Origin of the sequence: Staphylococcus sp. HMSC036D05 (assembly GCF_001836225.1) — a bacterium.
Lineage (GTDB): Bacteria > Bacillota > Bacilli > Staphylococcales > Staphylococcaceae > Staphylococcus > Staphylococcus caprae.
This window is the reverse complement of sequence record NZ_KV827775.1, coordinates 1-18,337: the sequence shown is the minus strand read 5'-3', so window position 1 is coordinate 18,337 and position 18,337 is coordinate 1. Positions and strand designations below refer to the sequence as shown.

Genomic DNA, 18,337 nt, shown 5'->3' with positions numbered 1-18,337 from the left:
TTACTGGGAGTTAAAGTTCTGGTATATAAAGATGGGGAGAAATAGAGTATGTCTAATGAAAATAGAAAAATGAAAGCAATGTCTGAAGCAAAATGTATCAAACATAGACAAGTATTTCCACAAGATACGAATCATCATCATACAATGTTTGGTGGTTCTTTGATGGCAAATATTGATGAAATAGCAGCTATTTCAGCTACAAAACATGCGGGCGCACAAGTGGTGACTGCTTCAACAGACTCAGTAGATTTCTTAAGACCAATTAAAACAGGAGACATTCTTTCTTATGAAGCGATGGTGTCATATGCTGGAACAAGTTCAATGGAAATTTGTGTGCAAATTATTATAGATGATGTCTTTAATAATGAGCGTCATCTCGCAGCCTTAAGTTTTCTAACTTTTGTAGCACTAGGCGAAGACGGGAAGCCTATAAATGTTCCAGGTGTCTATCCTGAAACAGATGTTGAAAAGTGGTTCCATGAAAGTGCACCTTCACGTGTTGAAAGACGCAAAGAACGTCGTTCAGAAAGTAAGAAAACGATTGAATATCTATCCAGAGTTAGACATATTGAAAAATAAGCAATCAGTCAGAGTCATCATTCTCATAAATAATAGCAGTAAGAGGATTTCAGTTAGAAACTTCTTACTGCTACTTTTATATTTTATACTTCGTATTGCTTGGCTCCCTTGCCGCGGGCATGGCTTGAGCCTGTAGTCTCAAGACGCATGCTATTCCTGCAGGCGTGTCGCCATCAATACTTTGTTTATCTTTTAAGAATAATGCTACTTATTCTAACGTCTTTGTATGTTGTTATTACTTAAGAAAAAATGTGGCGTGAATGCATTTCTTTTTCTTTGAGTTTGAAGTCTGTTTGAGGATAGTACATATTTTTAACTAATACATTAGGACCTAGACATTGGAATTCAGGGCAGTGACAGTTAAGTGATTGTGCTAATTCTGAATGAAGCCATTGATCAAATACATCAGTGAGTTTATCCTTTTGAATGTTTGAAATTGTACCATTTTCATCACCGAAGTCAGTCACAATAACATTGCCAGTAAAGACATTGACATTTAATCGACTACGTCCATCTGGGTCATTTCTCATTGTGACATTCTTCGCGTTTCTTAATCTATGTAGTAATTTTTGGTCATTTTCATCATTAATACAAGGATAAATAGGTAAAGTTCCAAATAGCATCCAAGTCTCTTCATCGCGAATATCTAATAAGTAATTAATGGCGTCTTTCATTTCTTTAAGTGAAAGAACATTCAGTTGACTCGCGAAATCAGCAGGATACATAGGATGTACTTCGTGACGGCTACACTTCATATCATTAACAATTTCATGATGAATTTTATCTAAATAAGGTAACGTACTTTGATTCAGCATTGTTTCAGCAGAAACAAACATACCTTGTTCCGATAAAGTTCTCGAATTATCTAACATTTGTTCATATAATTTAAGTTTTGCTTTTAAAGGTGGTTGCTTCTTCATCGCTCCGAAACCAACATCGGTAAACTCTTGTATTGTTCCCCAGTTATGAGAAATATGCATGACATCGATATACTCTGCAATATCTAAGTATCTGTCTTGTGGCAATGTTAAATTTGAATTCATTTGAACGTAAATACCTCGATCATAAGCATACTTAAGTAAAGGTTTAACGACATTTTTAATCGATTTCTTGGAGAACATTGGCTCGCCACCAGTAATCGACATCGTTCTTAAGTTGGGGATTTCATCCAGTCTTCGATAAATAATATCCATTGGAAGAGGGTCTGGATCTTTTGTTTGAAGTGTATAGCCTACTGCGCAGTGACTGCAACGCATATTACACAGATTGGTTGTTGTAAATTCTATATTACTTAATGTTAATCCACCATGATCAATGATATCGTTATACGCTTCCCATGGGTCATTTTGGATAGAAATAGGTTTTTTATTTGTGGTCAACATGAATTATTACTCCTAAATATAAACTTTCCATCTACTTTGTTTATTACGTAAAAAGTACAGTAAACATTATTAAGATTATATCGCTTTTTGTCAAATTCTGTTAGGATATGAGTATCTTAAAAAAATATTTAAAGAAGGAGCGCTTATTTTAAATGAATGAACAACAAACAATTGATCAAATTAAAACACGTCTAAACAAATTTATAGAGGATATCGACCATGTGAATCCTGACGAAGTACGTGTAGAAGATATTGACGAATGGATTGGTCTATTAGATCAATTAGAAGAGAAAGTAAAGCAAGTTTCAAAATAAGGCTCATACTATAATAATGATGTAGATTTAACAAATCCTCTTATTTTAATTTCTAAATTGAGGATTTGTTTTTTATTTTAAGAAAAGTGAGAAATGAAAGGACTTAACATCTTATGTTTAAACATTAATCATCTTGTCTATATATAGATTAGAATTAATTAGAGAAAGGTGATTATTAATTATGACTAAAAAAGTAGCAATCATTCTTGCAGATGAATTTGAAGATATTGAATTAACAAGTCCTAAAGAAGCTTTAGAAAATGCTGGATTTGAAACTGAAATCATTGGGGATACTGCAAAACATGAAGTTGTAGGTAAACATGGTGAAAAAGCTACAGTTCAAGTAAGCATTGCAGATGCTAAACCAGAAGATTATGATGCATTATTAATTCCTGGTGGTTTCTCACCTGACCACTTACGTGGCGATGCTGAAGGTCGTTATGGCACATTTGCTAAATACTTCACTAAAAATGATGTTCCAACATTTGCAATTTGCCACGGTCCATTAGTATTAATCGATACTGATGACTTAAATGGCCGTACATTAACTGGTGTATTAAATGTACGTAAAGATTTATCAAATGCAGGTGCGCAAGTTGTTGATGAATCAGTAGTTGTTGATAACAACATCGTAACAAGCCGTACACCTGATGATTTAGACGATTTCAATAGAGAAATTGTTAAACAATTAGAAGCATAATTCAGTATTCTAAATAATTTAATATGAGATATGAGGCTGTCGACAGAGTATTCACTCTGTTGGCAGTTTTATTTTTATTTAAAAGTGATTGAAATAAGCATCCTTAGCTATTTTGGAATATAGCTAAGCCAACGGGTCCAGACACGGATACACCTTGGGACTGATTTTTATCATAAGCTATAGCTAAACGATGAAACTACTGGTAAACTCACTTTAAGAGGGTGAGTTTAAGAAAAAAGGAGCAAACGCATGAAAAGAAGCGAAAAATATGCGGATTCTTATAATGATCAACGTAGTGAAATGCGAAGACCTCATTATAATACGTATTATCAACCAGTAGGTAAACCACCAAAAAAGAAGAAAACTAATAAAATCATTTTAAAAATATTGTTCGTCGTCATTATCGTGTTTATTTTATTTTTAGGTTTGATGTATTTCTTATCTTCAAGAGCGAATGTTGATGATTTGAAGTCAATTGAAAATAAAAATAGTTTCGTACCTGCAGATAACATGCCTAATTATGTTAAGGGCGCATTTATATCGATGGAAGATGAACGTTTTTATAAACATCATGGTTTTGATTTAAAAGGAACAACACGTGCATTATTTTCAACCATTAGTGACCGAGATGTTCAAGGCGGTAGTACCATCACACAACAAGTAGTCAAAAATTATTATTACGATAATGAACGTTCATTTATGAGAAAGATTAAAGAATTATTTGTTGCGCATAAAGTTGAACAACAGTATAACAAGAACGAAATTTTAAGTTTTTATGTGAATAATATTTATTATGGTGACAATCAGTATACGGTTGAAAGTGCAGCAAATCATTATTTTGGTACAACAGTGAATAAAAATAATCAAAGTATGCCACAAATAAGTGTATTACAAAGTGCCATTTTAGCAAGTAAAGTGAATGCGCCTAGTGTATATGATGTCAATGATATGTCTGAGAATTTTAAAAATCGTGTTAAAGCTAATTTGGAAAAGATGAAACAGCAAGATTATATTACAGACGCACAATATAAAGAAGCTATGTCACAATTAGGAAATTAATTACAAAATTAAGCACCTGCTTTCTACTGAAAATGATAGAGCGCAGGTGTTTATTTATATCGTTACATAATGGTTCTCAAAAAAGGCATAGTTGTTTATGAATATGTAATAAATGTGCCATAATAATGGTAATTCATGTTTAAAACATTTTCAGGAAAGGGAGGGTGAGACGTGCCTAAAGTTACAAAACTTGAAGTTCAGAAAAAGAACAAAGAACGATTCAACTTATATTTAGACGGTGTATTTGAAATGGGTATTGATATCGATACGCTCGTTAAATTTAATTTAAAAAAAGATCAAATACTTGAAGCGGCTGATATGGAACAAATTCAAAAATACGATCACTATAGACGTGGTGTGAATATGGCGATTCAGTATTTATCTTATAAAAAACGTACTGAAAAAGAAGTTCGGCAATATCTAGAAAAAAATGAAATTTCTGAAGATGCAATTGAGCAAGTGATTGATTATTGCTATAAAGAAAAGTTTATTGATCATGAAGATTATGCTGAAAGTTTGAAAAACACAATGATTCGTACGACAGATAAAGGACCAGAAATATATAAACAAAAGCTTTATCAATTAGGTATTGAACCTAAAATCATTGATCATTATACAGCGCTTTATGAACAAGAACAACCTCTTGAAGATGTCATTAAAGTAGGCAATAAAATAATGAAAACGAAGAAGGGGCCTGAAGTTAAAGTAAAACAAAAAGTTTCACAAGCTTTAATGCAAAAAGGCTTCACATTTGAGACGATTCAGGCTGCGATGTCTGAGCTCAACTTTTCCCAAGATGAAGAGACATTAGATAATTTATTGCAACGTGATTTAGAGAAAGTCTATAATAAAAATTGTAGAAAATACGATGGTCAAAAATTAATGATGAAAACCATTGAAGCGCTTATGAGAAAAGGTTATAAGTATGATAAAATTAAAACAAAATTAGAAGAAAGTGGTATTACAAATGGTACAGAAGAAATTGAGTGAGATGTCAGAACAAGAATTAAGACATGAAATTCAGACATATAAAGAAAAAATGCGTAAAGCTGAAATGAATGGCATTATGAATGAATACGATGTGTACCAAAGTAAAGTCATCATTGCAGAAAGCTATCTGGTTGATCGTAATAAAGTTGAAATAGGAAAGATTTATAAATTAAATGATGGCAGTGAACAATACTTCAAAGTAGAAAGACTGAAAGGTGTTTTTGCTTGGGGGTTCAGAATTAAAAGTAGTGAACCAGAAGAAGGTCTACCATTAGCATTATTAAAAATTTAGAAGGATGTTTAATCAATGGGAAGCTCAATTGTATTAAGGTTACTTAAAGTGACACATTACTATAGAAATAAAAGCTCAAAGAAATGGTATCTGCCCTTTGGATATGATGCAGAAGATATCAATTTAAATAATATCTCTTTACATATTTATCAAGGTGAATCACTTGGTATTATTGGTGAACCAGGATCCTCGAAGACGTTAATTGGTAGAATTTTGAGTGGGACTGTTAAACCTGATAAAGGAAAAGTTATTCGTACTGAGAATGTATTTTATGGAGATATGGAGCACCGTCATGTTACATATCAAACTGTTCAAGATTTTGTAGACAGCACTGTGCAATTATTTCCTTACAAAGTAAATGACCACAAGGCAGAACAAATCATTCAATGGGCACATTTAGGAGATAAAGCGAAGACAAGTATTTCAAATTTATCTCCAACTGAGTATGCTCAATTATTACTGAGTATCGCCCGTTCTTCTCAAAATAAAATCATCATCCTTAGCCACGTATTGACACATTTAGATGATGTATTCTTCAAAAGAGCAATTGAATTATCAGATGATTACATACAAAGTAACCAAACATTAGTATTGATTGACAATGATATAGACAAGATTAGTGAAACAGCTAACTATATCACTTGGGTATCTCATGGTCAAATTCGTAAAGAGGGTTCGCTAAATCAAGTTTTGCCTGTGTTTAGAGAACATGAAAAGGACCGTCAAAGTATTGATTCTAAGATGCAATTGGAAAGCTTCGATTTAGACTGGAAGAAAAGCCGTACACGTATACCAGAAATGACGTATAACTTTAAGAGAATTGAGCGCTATAATCATGCTAAGCCACCTGTCTTTTTAGTAAGGTTCTGGACATTATTTGCGAGTTTCTTAATTGGTCTAGCTTTGATGGGGGTATTACTCTTCAACAATTTAGGCAAAGTTCATATTTCTGAAAATAATACCCAAGCCGCAATACAAAACCAAAGCAAAGATCCATATGAAGATAAATTAGCTTATGGCCTTGCGCTTGATGGTTCTACCACATTAAAAGGTACAAAGAATACGGAATTACCTAAATATGGATTAGCGACAATTACAGGTGAGAATAGTAAAAAATATCGAATAGAAATGAACCAAAAGACGTATACGGTTGGAAAAAGTGACTTATTCTATTTTAACCCTGCTGGTTTATATGAATCACACAGTTTTAAAAAGCTTTCACCTTATATTAAAACCAACTATAGTACATACATAGAGTATTTTAATAGTCATTTACACCAAAAGCATGACAAAGTTACGAAGACCCTTGTTCCAGAGAAAGATAGTCGTTATGTCGTACCAATCACTCAACAACCGATTAAAATGATTTTCGGAGATGAAGATACACTTTCAGGATTTGTGGTACCTATGGAACATAAAACAGAATTGAAGAAAAAATATAATATAAAAAAAGATGTATGGATTACGAAATCTGGCAATGGTTATTTCATAGCAGATATGAAAGATAACAAATGGATATATATTGAATTGTAGGTGTGAAAATGATAGATAATATAATCTTATACTTTAAAAACTTGCCACATCTGATAGGTTACTGTACTCAACGGATAAAGCAAACTTGGCATTGGTTTGTCATTAGTTTTGTAATAGGTCTTGTGTTTATTTTAGGTTTAGAAGGTATCTTCAATTTGAATCATAATACTGAATTGGTACAAGTGCGTTGGTTATTCAGAGTAACAGCGCTTGTTGTCTTTGGGCTTATAGTGTTTTCTATATACTTAGGCTATAAATATTATAGAAAAGATTATATGGTAATGAAGTCTTTCCATATTTCAGCTGTCACACCGTTAATTGTCATTGCGTTGATGACTTTAGTGACGATGTTAGTTCTTGGTTTAATTATCGCATTTTTAAAGCCAGTCAATTTTGATACTTCAATCTTTGCGTTTATTTATTATAGCGTCATGGCAAGTATATTTATTGTAATTGCAGCTGTCATGTGTGGTTTATTACAATTCATTGTTAAACGATTTCATCTGCTATACTTAATTGCTAGTGCGATTTGTTTCTTTATCGTGCCGATATTATTTATACCTAAGACACATTCAACAATAATTGAACATATATTAATGTTGAATCCAGTTTATTATCTCGTGAATGGTAGCGCAGAGTCGGTGGTATTTGGAGCAGTAAGTATGAATAACATTCCATATCATATTTATTTTATTTTTCTTTTAGTAATCTTGTGTGTGATAAATTATGCGCTAGTTCGTCACATTGCTTTTGATAAATATGATAGTCAAGTTACTTTGGGTGATAATGACACTTCAAAAGCTATCGAACATGAAGATGAAGACAAGAAGAAAGATGAGCATATCACAGGTGAAAATGGACGTCATGATGGTAGCGTGAAAGGACATACCGCTCGTAACGTAAATGATAATGATGGTAACCTTTAACGTTAAGGTGAGTGTTAGTTTGAAGGTAAGTGGTCATTGGTCATTTGAAGGAATGTGATCATTTGCAAGTTAACGGTAATTTGTTAGCGTATTGAAGATAGGTTAATCATATATTTGTTTACAGTTTGAAAATACTTAGACATTAAGTGTTTAGATAAATTTAGATAAAAGCCAAGGCACCCCTTATCATTGGTTGGAGGAAGGGGTGCCTTGGTTTCTTTGTATGTTATTGTGAGTATAGTTTGCGTTGTAGTTTGTCTTCGCTGAAGACCCAGCCGATGTAGGAGTGGTCGATTTCGTTATCTTGCGTTAAATGTGCTATTGCGACGAATGAGTACCGACCATTGTTAAGATATCTTAAATCCATTAATCGTATTTCAGTTGCACCATCTTCTAAAGGTGTTGTTTGCCAACGATAAATAGAAGAGAAATTTAAGAAAGTAAAGATATCTTTGTTTCCTTTTACTTTCCATAGTAATGTGTCTGGCGTCATAGATTGTCGTTTTACTTTATCAGTAAATTCAACGTCTTTCCAACGTGCAGTGCCTACATAATCATGTTGTTCAGTTTGAATCGCAACACGCCAAACATGAAATTTGATTGTAGGGGCGACAAAGACTTTCACAGCATTATGCGAACGATCGATACGTTTGAGCGCTTCTTTTTTAATTGTTGCTTGCATCATGAAACGCACGATATAATAAATGACTAAAATTGCGACGATAGGAAAGAAAGCAAGATAAGGATGAACACCAACAATCCAAAGTAAGACGCCAATACATAGTAGAGTGAAGATAATTGGATCAAAGGTGCTTATCACACTTAGTTGTATCCACTTATTTGTAATAGGTCTTAGTGCCTGGGTGCCGTATGAATTAAATATATCTACAAATACGTGTAAAAAGACGGCAAGTTGTGCCCATAGCCACACGTGTAGTGGCTCAGTATGATTAAAAATCACAAATATTAGAAATGTTATTAAAATCGGCCATAAAATGGTAAAAGGTATAGAATGTGTAATTCCTCTATGATGGGAGATATAGGTCGCGTTATCCTTTAATTTTAATACTGTATCGCCATCAGGTATTAATGAACCTGCTACTAATGTTGTAGCAGTAGCTGCAAATGAGCCTGCCATAACTGGATCTTGAGTAGCTAACGCAGTGAGACCCACACCCATAACAATGTGCGTGGCTGTGTCCATAATTGTTCACTCTTTTCATCTTTATTTAATATATATTATAATCTAAAAGTCACAATAACAAAATTAACTTACTTCAATCGATTATTGTTTTTAAAAGTAAAGACTAACATCAAATGAATCAAAATTGAAAGAGTAAAGAAAGGATTAATTGCATGTATCAAAACGAATCTTTTAAAAAGAATATTGTAGATTGGTTTGAGAAGAATCAACGGGATTTGCCATGGAGAGAAACGACAAACCCTTACTATATATGGCTGAGTGAAGTAATGTTGCAACAAACACAAGTCAATACAGTGATCGATTATTACTATAGATTTATTCATCGCTTCCCGACAGTTGCAAGTTTAAGTGAAGCTAATGAAGATGAAGTGCTAAAGTATTGGGAAGGTTTAGGCTATTATAGTCGAGCTCGAAATTTCCACACTGCTATTAAAGAAGTTGAAGCACAATATGATGGTGAAGTCCCTTCTGAACCAGAACTTTTCAAAAAGTTAAAAGGCGTGGGACCTTATACACAAGCGGCAGTGATGAGTATCGCATTTGACCAACCGCTTGCAACTGTTGATGGCAATGTCTTTCGTGTATGGTCAAGGTTGAATAATGATTATCGTGATACGAAGTTGCAATCGACACGTAAAGCATTCGAGCAGGAATTAAATCCTTATGTACAAGAAGCCTCAGGGACATTTAATCAAGCAATGATGGAGTTGGGTGCATTAATTTGTACTCCGAAATCACCATTATGTCTATTTTGCCCAGTTCAAGAAAATTGTGAAGCTTTCCACGAAGGGACCACACAGGAACTTCCTGTAAAAACGAAAAATATTAAAAAGAAAACAGTAAATCAAAAGGTTCTACTTATTAGAAATAATAAAGGACAATATCTTCTTGAAAAACGACAAGAAAAATTATTAAATGGTATGTGGCAATTTCCTATGAGAGAAGAAAGTGATGCAGATGCGCAACTTTCTGATTATCTTGGATTACGTGTTCAATCTTTAGAAGAACCTATTTATGAACTACGACATCAATTTACGCATATGACATGGAATATTAAAGTATATAGTGTACCTGAGATACATGACATTCCAGATGATGAATTGCCTTCAAATATGAAATGGTTTGATTTAGATGATAGAGAGGCTCATACTTTTCCAGTTTCAATGGATAAAATATACCGTTTCATAGTGGGATAGATGTGTTAATTCACTTATAATGGAAGCGCCTTTATTTATTAAGCATGTAGATTAAAATATGATATAATCTAAATGGCTAAAAATATTAAAGGTGGTGTGGAGTATGGTTAAGGAATCCATACCGAAAGAAGGAGAATCAATTAAGATTCAAAGTTACAAACATGATGGAAACATTCATCGTGTGTGGTCGGAAACAACAATCTTAAAGGGTACTGACCATGTGATTATAGGTGGAAATGATCACACGTTAGTGACTGAGAGTGACGGGCGTACATGGATTACTAGAGAGCCGGCAATTGTATACTTCCATTCAGAGTATTGGTTTAATGTTATCTGCATGTTTAGGGAAGACGGCATTTATTATTATTGCAATTTATCATCACCTTTCGTGTGCGATGAAGAGGCACTTAAATATATTGATTATGATTTGGATATTAAAGTTTATCCCAATGGTAAGTATCATTTATTAGATGAAGATGAGTACGAACAACATATGAATCAAATGAACTATCCTCATGATATTGATGTGATTTTAAGAAGAAATGTTGATATCTTACAACAATGGATAGAACAGAAGAAGGGGCCATTTGCGCCAGATTTTATTAAAGTATGGAAAGAACGTTATAAAAAGATTAGAGATTATTAAGCAAAATAGATGTAATACTTGAATCAATGCTTTATATTGTTAAAGGTATTAAACAATAAATCGTATTCATGATTTAAATGTATTACAATCTTGCAATGAGACTATTCCACCATTATAAAGAATGACTTAACATCGTAATATAAGCTTGTATAGTATTTTAAATCAGAGGTTGAAACATTATCATGACGTTGCTTACAAATAGTGGTAAGCGATTGAAATGTGTTCAACCTCTGTTCATTTTTGATAAATAAAATCTGCGTGCATCACAGGGGGTAAATACGCATGATTAAACGATATTTAAAATTCGTTCAACCGTATAGATATCGTATTATAGCAACAATTATCGTGGGTATTATCAAATTCGGTATACCTATGTTAATTCCATTGCTTATTAAATATGCGATTGACGGCGTGATTAATAATCACTCACTTTCAAATAGTGAGAAATTCAGTCATCTCGGTGTGGCGATTGGCATAGCGCTATTTATATTTTTAATTGTTCGACCACCCATTGAGTATATAAGACAATATTTAGCTCAATGGACAAGTAACAAAATTTTATATGACATTCGTAAACAATTATATAATCATCTACAGGCATTAAGTGCACGTTTTTATGCTAATAATCAAGTAGGACAAGTCATTTCTCGTGTCATTAATGATGTAGAACAAACGAAAGACTTCATTCTTACAGGATTAATGAACATTTGGTTAGATTGCGTAACAATAATTATCGCTTTATCAATCATGTTCTTCTTGGATGTGAAATTGACAATTGCAGCGATATTTATCTTCCCATTCTATATTTTAACGGTCTATTTCTTCTTTGGAAGATTAAGACAATTAACTCGCGTACGTTCACAAGCGCTAGCAGAAGTTCAAGGATTCTTACATGAACGTGTTCAGGGTATGTCTGTGATAAAAAGTTTTGCAATTGAAGATAATGAAGCGAAAAACTTCGATCATCGAAATGGTCACTTCTTAAAGCGTGCTTTCCAGCACACACGATGGAATGCATATTCCTTTGCAGCAATTAATACTGTTACAGACTTAGGACCAATCATTGTCATTGGTGTTGGCGCTTATTTAGTGATTAATGGCTCTATTACTGTTGGTACTTTAGCAGCTTTCGTAGGGTACTTGGAACAACTTTTTGGACCATTAAGAAGACTTGTATCATCATTTACGACATTGACCCAAAGTTTCGCCTCAATGGATAGGGTATTCCAATTGATGGACGAAGATTATGATATTAAGAATGGCATCGGTGCACAACCTATCGAAATTAAAAAAGGTCAAATTGATTTGAATCATGTGAGCTTTAAGTATAATGAAAATGAATCAGAAGAGTTACATGACATTAACCTTACAATTAATAAAGGTGAAACAGTGGCCTTTGTTGGTATGAGTGGTGGCGGTAAATCGACACTCATTAGTTTAATACCTAGATTTTATGATGTAACTGCTGGAGAAATAAATATTGATGGAAATAACGTTAAAGACTTCTTAACTGGCAGTTTAAGAAATCAGATAGGACTCGTACAACAAGACAATATTTTATTTTCAGATACAGTGAGAGAAAACATCTTGCTAGGTCGACCTGACGCGACAGAAGAAGAAATCGTCGAAGCGGCTAAGATGGCAAATGCGCACGACTTTATTATTAATTTACCTGAAGGTTACGACACTGAAGTTGGAGAACGAGGTGTGAAACTTTCCGGCGGTCAGAAACAACGTCTTTCTATTGCTAGAATCTTCTTAAATAACCCGCCTATTCTGATCTTAGACGAAGCAACGAGTGCACTTGATTTAGAAAGTGAAGTCATCATTCAGGAAGCACTTGATGTATTAAGTAAAGATAGAACAACCTTAATTGTGGCACATCGTCTGTCTACGATTACACATGCTGATAAGATTGTTGTTATGGAAAATGGACAAATCGTGGAAACGGGTACACATCAAGAATTAATTGCGAAAAAAGGTGCTTACGAACATCTATACAGCATCCAAAATTTATAATGAGAATGATGCAACTTTAACGCTAATATAATTATTTATAAACAAAACCACCTTTATTCTATGGTTGATTGTAGAATAAAGGTGGTTTTGTCATATGTTACAAATCAAAATCTTCCTCGGAAATATCAATGTCTGAATCTGAACGATGATAAGTGAAGAAACTTAATCGAATTCTATCTAAATGTTCAAGGTGATATCTGTATTCCTCTATTGCTGCAATAATCTGCATCATATTACCATAGGAATAACGAGTTTGATGAGGATTGTTAATTAATTCTTGTTGGAAGGCATCCATCAAGTTTTTCTTTTGTGGATTATCTACTTCGTAATCTAGCTGTGTAACATCATATTTTGCCTTTTTAGATAGACTTTTATAAATTTGTTCATGAACTGCAACTAACGAATCCAATTCAAGTTTAATTTGTAATAATAATTGATTGTTAAGTTGATGTAAGTCATTTTGAAAACGTGACATACGATTTAATACTTCATAGGCTTGTCTAGTCGTTCTTACTACTTCTTTAAATAGTATCTTCTTTCTATTCTGTTGATAGATATGCTTCTTAGTTAAAGGTTTCTCTTCATTATAATAATCATAGATTTGCTCTAATTTAGTGATACGTGAGTTAAGTTGCGTACAGTCTTGCTTAATATTATGAAATTCTGAAGTATCATTAAGCACAAGTTTAAACCACACAAAGATATCAGATGAAATATTCATTGAGTTGTAATAAATTTTGGTTTCAAATTTTGGAGGTAGAAATACTAAATTGACAATTGAGGAACTTAGTACACCTATCATTACGAGAGCGAATCTAAAGAATGCCGCTACATAGAAAGAACCAGTGTGTTGCCCCATAATTACTAGAGCAGTCACACTTGCTAGGGTAGCAACGTGGGCTAGGTTAAATTTGAATAGAATTGCGATTAATAAGATAACCGTAACGCCCATTATGATGAAGTTATTACTAAAAATAGTTACCATGGTCACGGCAAGTATGGCACCAATAATATTACCTATGGCTTGTTCTGAAACAGTTTTAATAGAGCGATAAACACTTGGTTGCATCGCTACAACTGCACTGACACCAGCGAGTGCTTTCAGACCAATATTTGCCGGAAGTAAAGAAGCGATAGACATAGCTAATATGATGGCTATACCAGTTTTGAAAATCCGAGCTCCTAGTCTCAAATATAACGCTCCTTCGATTTAATTTTGAATTATATAATTATATATTCTCATTCATTATTGTTATACACCGAGATGCTAAAATTTTCAAGTTAATACAAATGATCTTTGCACATTCTTTTTGAAAATTTTGTGATACAAAAAAGACCTCTGCCCGGATTGAGCAGAGGTTTGAAGTTAAGACTATGATTATAAACACTTCGTATTGTTTAGCTCCCTTGCCGCGGGCATGACTTGGGAGTGATACAGAATTCTAGAATTTAAGAATTCGTATTATCACCCCCGCAAGGATGATTAGATGTTGAGCCATTTTATGAGCTCAATATCAATCAGCTACTGCGTAGCCTGTCTTTTAAAAATCAAACGACTTACAAGTAGTCTCAAGACGCATGCTATTCCTGCAGGCGTGTCGCCATCAATACTAAGTTTATCTATCCTCAATAAAGTTTTTGTTCTAGCCAATAAGATCATGTTTAAGAAGGGGGATTATTTTTTCATTTGGCTAAATGCATAATCAGCGGCTTCGAGTGTTTGATCAATGTCTTCTTCTGTGTGTTCTGTAGTTAAGAACCAAGCTTCAAATTTTGAAGGTGCTAAATTAATACCTTGATGTAACATTAATTTGAAGAACTTAGCAAAGGCTTCGCCATCTGAATTTTCAACTTGTTCATAATGCGTAATTTTTTCATCTGTGAAGTACAATGTCAGTGAGCCATATATTCTATTAATTGTGGCTATAATATTGTGTTTTTCGATTAATTTAAGTAATCCTTCTTCGAGGCGTCGACCTAATTGATCTAATTTTTCATAGACACCGTCTTGTTCTAATACTTCTAATAAAGCAATACCTGCTCTCATAGATAATGGATTTCCAGCCATCGTTCCAGCTTGATAGGCAGGTCCTAATGGCGCAACATGTTCCATAATATCTTGGCGACCGCCGTAACCACCAATAGGTAAGCCACCTCCAACGATTTTACCGAATGCAGTTAAGTCAGGTTTAACACCTAATAAATCTTGGGCAGCACCATAATGGAAACGGAATGCTGTGATCACTTCATCGTAAATTACTAATGTACCATTATCATGTGAGATTTTATTCACTTCTTCTAAAAATCCTGGCTGAGGCATAACCATACCAAAGTTACCAACAATCGGTTCAACAAGTACAGCCGCAATTTCATCTCCCCAATAATCGATTGCTTCTCTGTATGATTCGATATCATTGAAAGGTACAGTAATTACCTCTTGAGCAACGCTTTGAGGGACACCTGCTGAATCTGGAGAACCTAATTGAGAAGGACCACTTCCAGCAGCAACAAGAACTAAATCAGAATGACCATGATAAGATCCGGCAAACTTAATAATTTTATTTCTCTTAGTATAGGCACGAGCAACTCTGATCGTTGTCATCACTGCTTCAGTACCTGAATTGACGAAACGTATTTTCTCTAGTGAGGGAATAGCTTCTCTTAACTTTTTAGAGAAATCAATTTCAAGTTCAGTAGGCGTGCCATATAGAACACCTTTAGCAGCTTGATCCTGAATTGCCTCAGTAATATGTGGATGTGCATGACCAGTAATGATTGGTCCATATGCTTGAAGATAATCAATAAATTTATTGCCATCTACATCATATAAATAAGCACCATGACCTTCTTTCATCATAACTGGAGCGCCGCCACCAACTGCCTTATAAGAACGTGAAGGTGAATTAACGCCACCTAATATATATTCATTAGATAGTTCCTGAAGACGTTCGCTTTCAGTAAAATTCATATCTATCAACCTCTTTTAATTTAATATTTTCATCTAATATCGTATCATAAAATCAACATTATTAAGAAATAGGTGAGCATATGTTAAATAAAGGCGAACAATTTCCTTCATTTTCATTAGAAAATCAAAATGGAGAGGTAATTACTAATGAAACATTAAAAGGGCGTAAAGCAATCTTATATTTCTATCCAAGAGACAATACACCGACATGTACAACTGAAGCATGTGACTTTAGAGACCATTTATCAGATTTTAATGAACTTGACGTAGATGTTTATGGAATTAACGGAGATTCTAAAAAGAAACATCAAAACTTTATCGAAAAGCATCAACTTAACTTCGACTTATTAGTCGACGAAGATTATAAGTTGGCAAATGAAGTAGGTGTTTATCAATTAAAGAAATCTTTCGGCAAAGAAAGCATGGGTATTGTTAGAACGACGTTTGTGATTGATGAAAATGGATATATTATGGATGTTATTGAAAAAGTTAAAGTCAAAACTCAGATAGAGGAATTAAAAAATATCCTGGGGTGATTTAAGTGAAAATCGTAAGCCTGATTAGATTGAAAGATTTAGAAGATGAACTTATTAAAAAGTTTCCTAATGAGGAGTTTAAGTTTTATAAAAAAGCGGAAACCATTCCAACTGAAGATAGGGAAACATTAGATATACTCATTGGGTATGATGGAAGTATAGATAAAGCATTCATAGAAGAATGTAAAAATTTAAAATGGATTGCTTGGTATGCTACAGGAGTAAATAACCTTCCATTAGATTATATTAATGAAAGAGGAATTATCGTTACAAACGGGAGAGGCGTACAAGCTAAACAACTATCAGAGTATATTATTGCATTTATTTTAGATGATTATAAAAAAATGCGAACTTCATATGAGAATCAATTGGCACATCGATTTGACTCTAAATTGACAGGTCATAGGGTGAACGGTGAAACACTTTTATTTTTAGGCACTGGTGCTATTGCGCAAAAAACTGCGTATTTGGCCAAAGCGTTTGGAATGAAAATTGTCGGAGTCAGTAAATCAGGTCATATGAAAGATCACTTTGACGAAACATATACTATAGAAGAAATTGATAAAGTGATTGGAGAAGCAAATATTATTGTTAATTCTTTACCTGAAACGAATGAAACAATACACTTGCTTCAGAAACACCATTTTGAACAAATGAGAGACGATGCATTGTTTATTAATATAGGACGAGGTACTGTCGTCGATGAATCACTATTAATAGATGTTTTAAGAAATCAAATCATTAGACATGCCTATTTAGATGTATTTGAAAATGAACCGCTCGCAAGCGATAATCCATTATATGATTTAAATAATGTAACAATTACGGCTCATATCACAGGTAATGATAAGCATATTAATCGAGATGTTACAGCAATATTTGAAAAGAATTTAAAGCATTTTCTCAATAAGAATGATGTAATTGAGAATAGGGTGGACTTAAATAAAGGCTATTGACTGAAAACAATACGTACTTATTGACATTCATTATTACGAACAGTTATATTAATATTAAGTAATAATTATTATTAATTAGAAAGATGGTGAATTCAATGAGTGCGGATTTAGAGTCAATTGAACATGAACTTGAAGAATCAATTGCGTCTTTAAGAAAAGCAGGCATACGTATTACACCACAAAGACAAGCAATTATACGTTATCTCATTTCTTCACATTCACATCCAACTGCGGATGAGATTTACCAAGCACTTTCACCTGATTTTCCTAATATAAGTGTAGCAACTATCTATAATAATCTAAGAGTATTTAAAGATATTGGCATAGTTAAGGAACTCACATATGGTGACGCATCAAGTAGATTTGATTTCAATACACATAATCATTATCACGTTATATGCGAAAAATGTGGTAAAATCGTAGACTTCCATTATCCTCAACTTGATGAAGTTGAACACTTAGCACAACATGTTACTGACTTCGATATTACACATCATCGAATGGAAATTTACGGCACATGCAAAGAATGTAAAGAAAAAGATAATAACTAAAAACTTTAAACTAATGAACTAGGCAACTTCTCTTGAGAGGTTGCCTAGTTTTTCTGTATAAACTCATGTAATTGTGAGGTAATTTAGATCCAGATGATGAATTGATAATGGTTGCGTAGTAAAAGCTAATTACACTATAAAGTCTAATTGTTCTTAATGAAGAAATTAATTCACTGATAAGGTAAATTTAACCTTAAAAACTCTAATAAATTGATTGACGATAGTCTTATTACTTGATACTATATAAAAGTCGTCAAAAACAGATTAATTAATTGAAAACTTTAAGTAAAAACCTTAAAGTTAATGTTAATAAAGTGTAATTTTGACTATTGAACTTTTAAACGAAACATTATAAGATATTATTTGTTGAATTAATTAACAAGAAACAAGAAATAAACGAAAGAATTTATTCTTGACTTATTAAATTGATTTAGATACAATAATGTATTGTAAGTGTTAAATGAACATTGAAAACTGAATGACAAT

At 33.2% G+C, this 18,337-nt stretch carries 18 protein-coding genes; 14 read left to right on the top strand and 4 right to left on the bottom strand.

What is annotated here, in order from left to right; all coding sequences use genetic code 11:
- Window positions 1-48: 48 nt before the first annotated feature.
- Complete coding sequence (locus HMPREF2580_RS03505) at window positions 49-579, top strand: acyl-CoA thioesterase (protein ID WP_002445489.1); 531 nt, start codon at window positions 49-51, stop codon at window positions 577-579.
- Between the two features lie 239 nt (window positions 580-818).
- On the opposite strand, the gene yfkAB is transcribed toward HMPREF2580_RS03505, so the two are convergent.
- Entirely contained in the window at window positions 819-1,961 is a 1,143-nt protein-coding gene (yfkAB, locus tag HMPREF2580_RS03500; RefSeq protein WP_070830434.1) for a radical SAM/CxCxxxxC motif protein YfkAB, read from the bottom strand.
- A gap of 152 nt (window positions 1,962-2,113) precedes the next feature.
- On the opposite strand from yfkAB, the gene HMPREF2580_RS12165 reads away from it, so the two are divergent.
- The 7 genes from HMPREF2580_RS12165 (at window position 2,114) to HMPREF2580_RS03470 (ending at window position 7,775) form a co-directional block, all read left to right on the top strand.
- Entirely contained in the window at window positions 2,114-2,275 is a 162-nt protein-coding gene (locus tag HMPREF2580_RS12165) for an SE1561 family protein (protein ID WP_002445674.1), read from the top strand.
- A 181-nt stretch (window positions 2,276-2,456) separates the two neighbouring features.
- On the top strand, window positions 2,457-2,975 hold the full coding sequence (locus tag HMPREF2580_RS03495) for a type 1 glutamine amidotransferase domain-containing protein (protein ID WP_002445490.1): 519 nt from the start codon (window positions 2,457-2,459) through the stop codon (window positions 2,973-2,975).
- 249 nt (window positions 2,976-3,224) lie between these two features.
- Complete coding sequence (gene sgtB, locus HMPREF2580_RS03490; protein WP_070830432.1) at window positions 3,225-4,034, top strand: monofunctional peptidoglycan glycosyltransferase SgtB; 810 nt, start codon at window positions 3,225-3,227, stop codon at window positions 4,032-4,034.
- A 171-nt stretch (window positions 4,035-4,205) separates the two neighbouring features.
- Window positions 4,206-5,024 carry a recombination regulator RecX gene (recX, locus tag HMPREF2580_RS03485; RefSeq protein ID WP_070830430.1) on the top strand — a complete coding sequence of 273 codons (819 nt, stop codon included), beginning with the start codon at window positions 4,206-4,208 and terminating at the stop codon, window positions 5,022-5,024.
- The gene (locus tag HMPREF2580_RS03480) at window positions 5,002-5,316 is read left to right on the top strand and encodes a YfhH family protein (protein ID WP_002445497.1); all 315 of its coding nucleotides are present in this window, start codon (window positions 5,002-5,004) and stop codon (window positions 5,314-5,316) included. Before recX ends, HMPREF2580_RS03480 begins: the two co-directional genes overlap by 23 nt.
- Before the next feature lie 15 nt (window positions 5,317-5,331).
- Window positions 5,332-6,849, top strand: coding sequence for an ATP-binding cassette domain-containing protein (locus HMPREF2580_RS03475; RefSeq protein ID WP_070830428.1), 1,518 nt, complete (start codon window positions 5,332-5,334; stop codon window positions 6,847-6,849).
- Between the two features lie 8 nt (window positions 6,850-6,857).
- A complete protein-coding gene (locus HMPREF2580_RS03470) occupies window positions 6,858-7,775 on the top strand; it encodes a hypothetical protein (RefSeq protein ID WP_070830426.1) in 918 nt (305 codons plus the stop codon).
- Window positions 7,776-8,001: 226 nt separating this feature from the next.
- Here HMPREF2580_RS03470 and HMPREF2580_RS03465 read toward each other — a convergent pair whose 3' ends face one another.
- Window positions 8,002-8,979, bottom strand: coding sequence for a metal-dependent hydrolase (locus HMPREF2580_RS03465; RefSeq protein WP_070830424.1), 978 nt, complete (start codon window positions 8,977-8,979; stop codon window positions 8,002-8,004).
- Window positions 8,980-9,131: 152 nt separating this feature from the next.
- Here HMPREF2580_RS03465 and mutY point away from each other — a divergent pair, with 152 nt between their 5' ends.
- The 3 genes from mutY to HMPREF2580_RS03450 all read left to right on the top strand — a co-directional run bounded on the left by mutY (window position 9,132) and on the right by HMPREF2580_RS03450 (window position 12,840).
- Window positions 9,132-10,175, top strand: coding sequence for an A/G-specific adenine glycosylase (mutY, locus tag HMPREF2580_RS03460; RefSeq protein ID WP_070830422.1), 1,044 nt, complete (start codon window positions 9,132-9,134; stop codon window positions 10,173-10,175).
- A gap of 103 nt (window positions 10,176-10,278) precedes the next feature.
- Window positions 10,279-10,821, top strand: a complete 543-nt coding sequence (locus HMPREF2580_RS03455) for a nucleoside tri-diphosphate phosphatase (RefSeq protein WP_002445505.1) — start codon at window positions 10,279-10,281, stop codon at window positions 10,819-10,821.
- Between the two features lie 282 nt (window positions 10,822-11,103).
- Complete coding sequence (locus HMPREF2580_RS03450) at window positions 11,104-12,840, top strand: ABC transporter ATP-binding protein (RefSeq protein ID WP_070830420.1); 1,737 nt, start codon at window positions 11,104-11,106, stop codon at window positions 12,838-12,840.
- Window positions 12,841-12,937: 97 nt separating this feature from the next.
- On the opposite strand, the gene HMPREF2580_RS03445 is transcribed toward HMPREF2580_RS03450, so the two are convergent.
- Window positions 12,938-14,032: an FUSC family protein gene (locus tag HMPREF2580_RS03445; protein WP_070830418.1), complete on the bottom strand. Its 1,095-nt coding sequence runs from the start codon at window positions 14,030-14,032 to the stop codon at window positions 12,938-12,940.
- A 483-nt stretch (window positions 14,033-14,515) separates the two neighbouring features.
- Complete coding sequence (locus HMPREF2580_RS03440; RefSeq protein WP_070830416.1) at window positions 14,516-15,808, bottom strand: glutamate-1-semialdehyde 2,1-aminomutase; 1,293 nt, start codon at window positions 15,806-15,808, stop codon at window positions 14,516-14,518.
- An 80-nt stretch (window positions 15,809-15,888) separates the two neighbouring features.
- Between HMPREF2580_RS03440 and bcp the strand changes: the two genes are divergently transcribed.
- From bcp to perR, 3 genes are all read left to right on the top strand, one after another.
- Entirely contained in the window at window positions 15,889-16,344 is a 456-nt protein-coding gene (bcp, locus tag HMPREF2580_RS03435) for a thioredoxin-dependent thiol peroxidase (protein WP_002445512.1), read from the top strand.
- 5 nt (window positions 16,345-16,349) lie between these two features.
- Complete coding sequence (locus HMPREF2580_RS03430) at window positions 16,350-17,300, top strand: phosphoglycerate dehydrogenase (RefSeq protein WP_070830414.1); 951 nt, start codon at window positions 16,350-16,352, stop codon at window positions 17,298-17,300.
- 95 nt (window positions 17,301-17,395) lie between these two features.
- Window positions 17,396-17,851, top strand: a complete 456-nt coding sequence (gene perR / locus HMPREF2580_RS03425; protein WP_037541849.1) for a peroxide-responsive transcriptional repressor PerR — start codon at window positions 17,396-17,398, stop codon at window positions 17,849-17,851.
- Window positions 17,852-18,337: the final 486 nt, after the last annotated feature.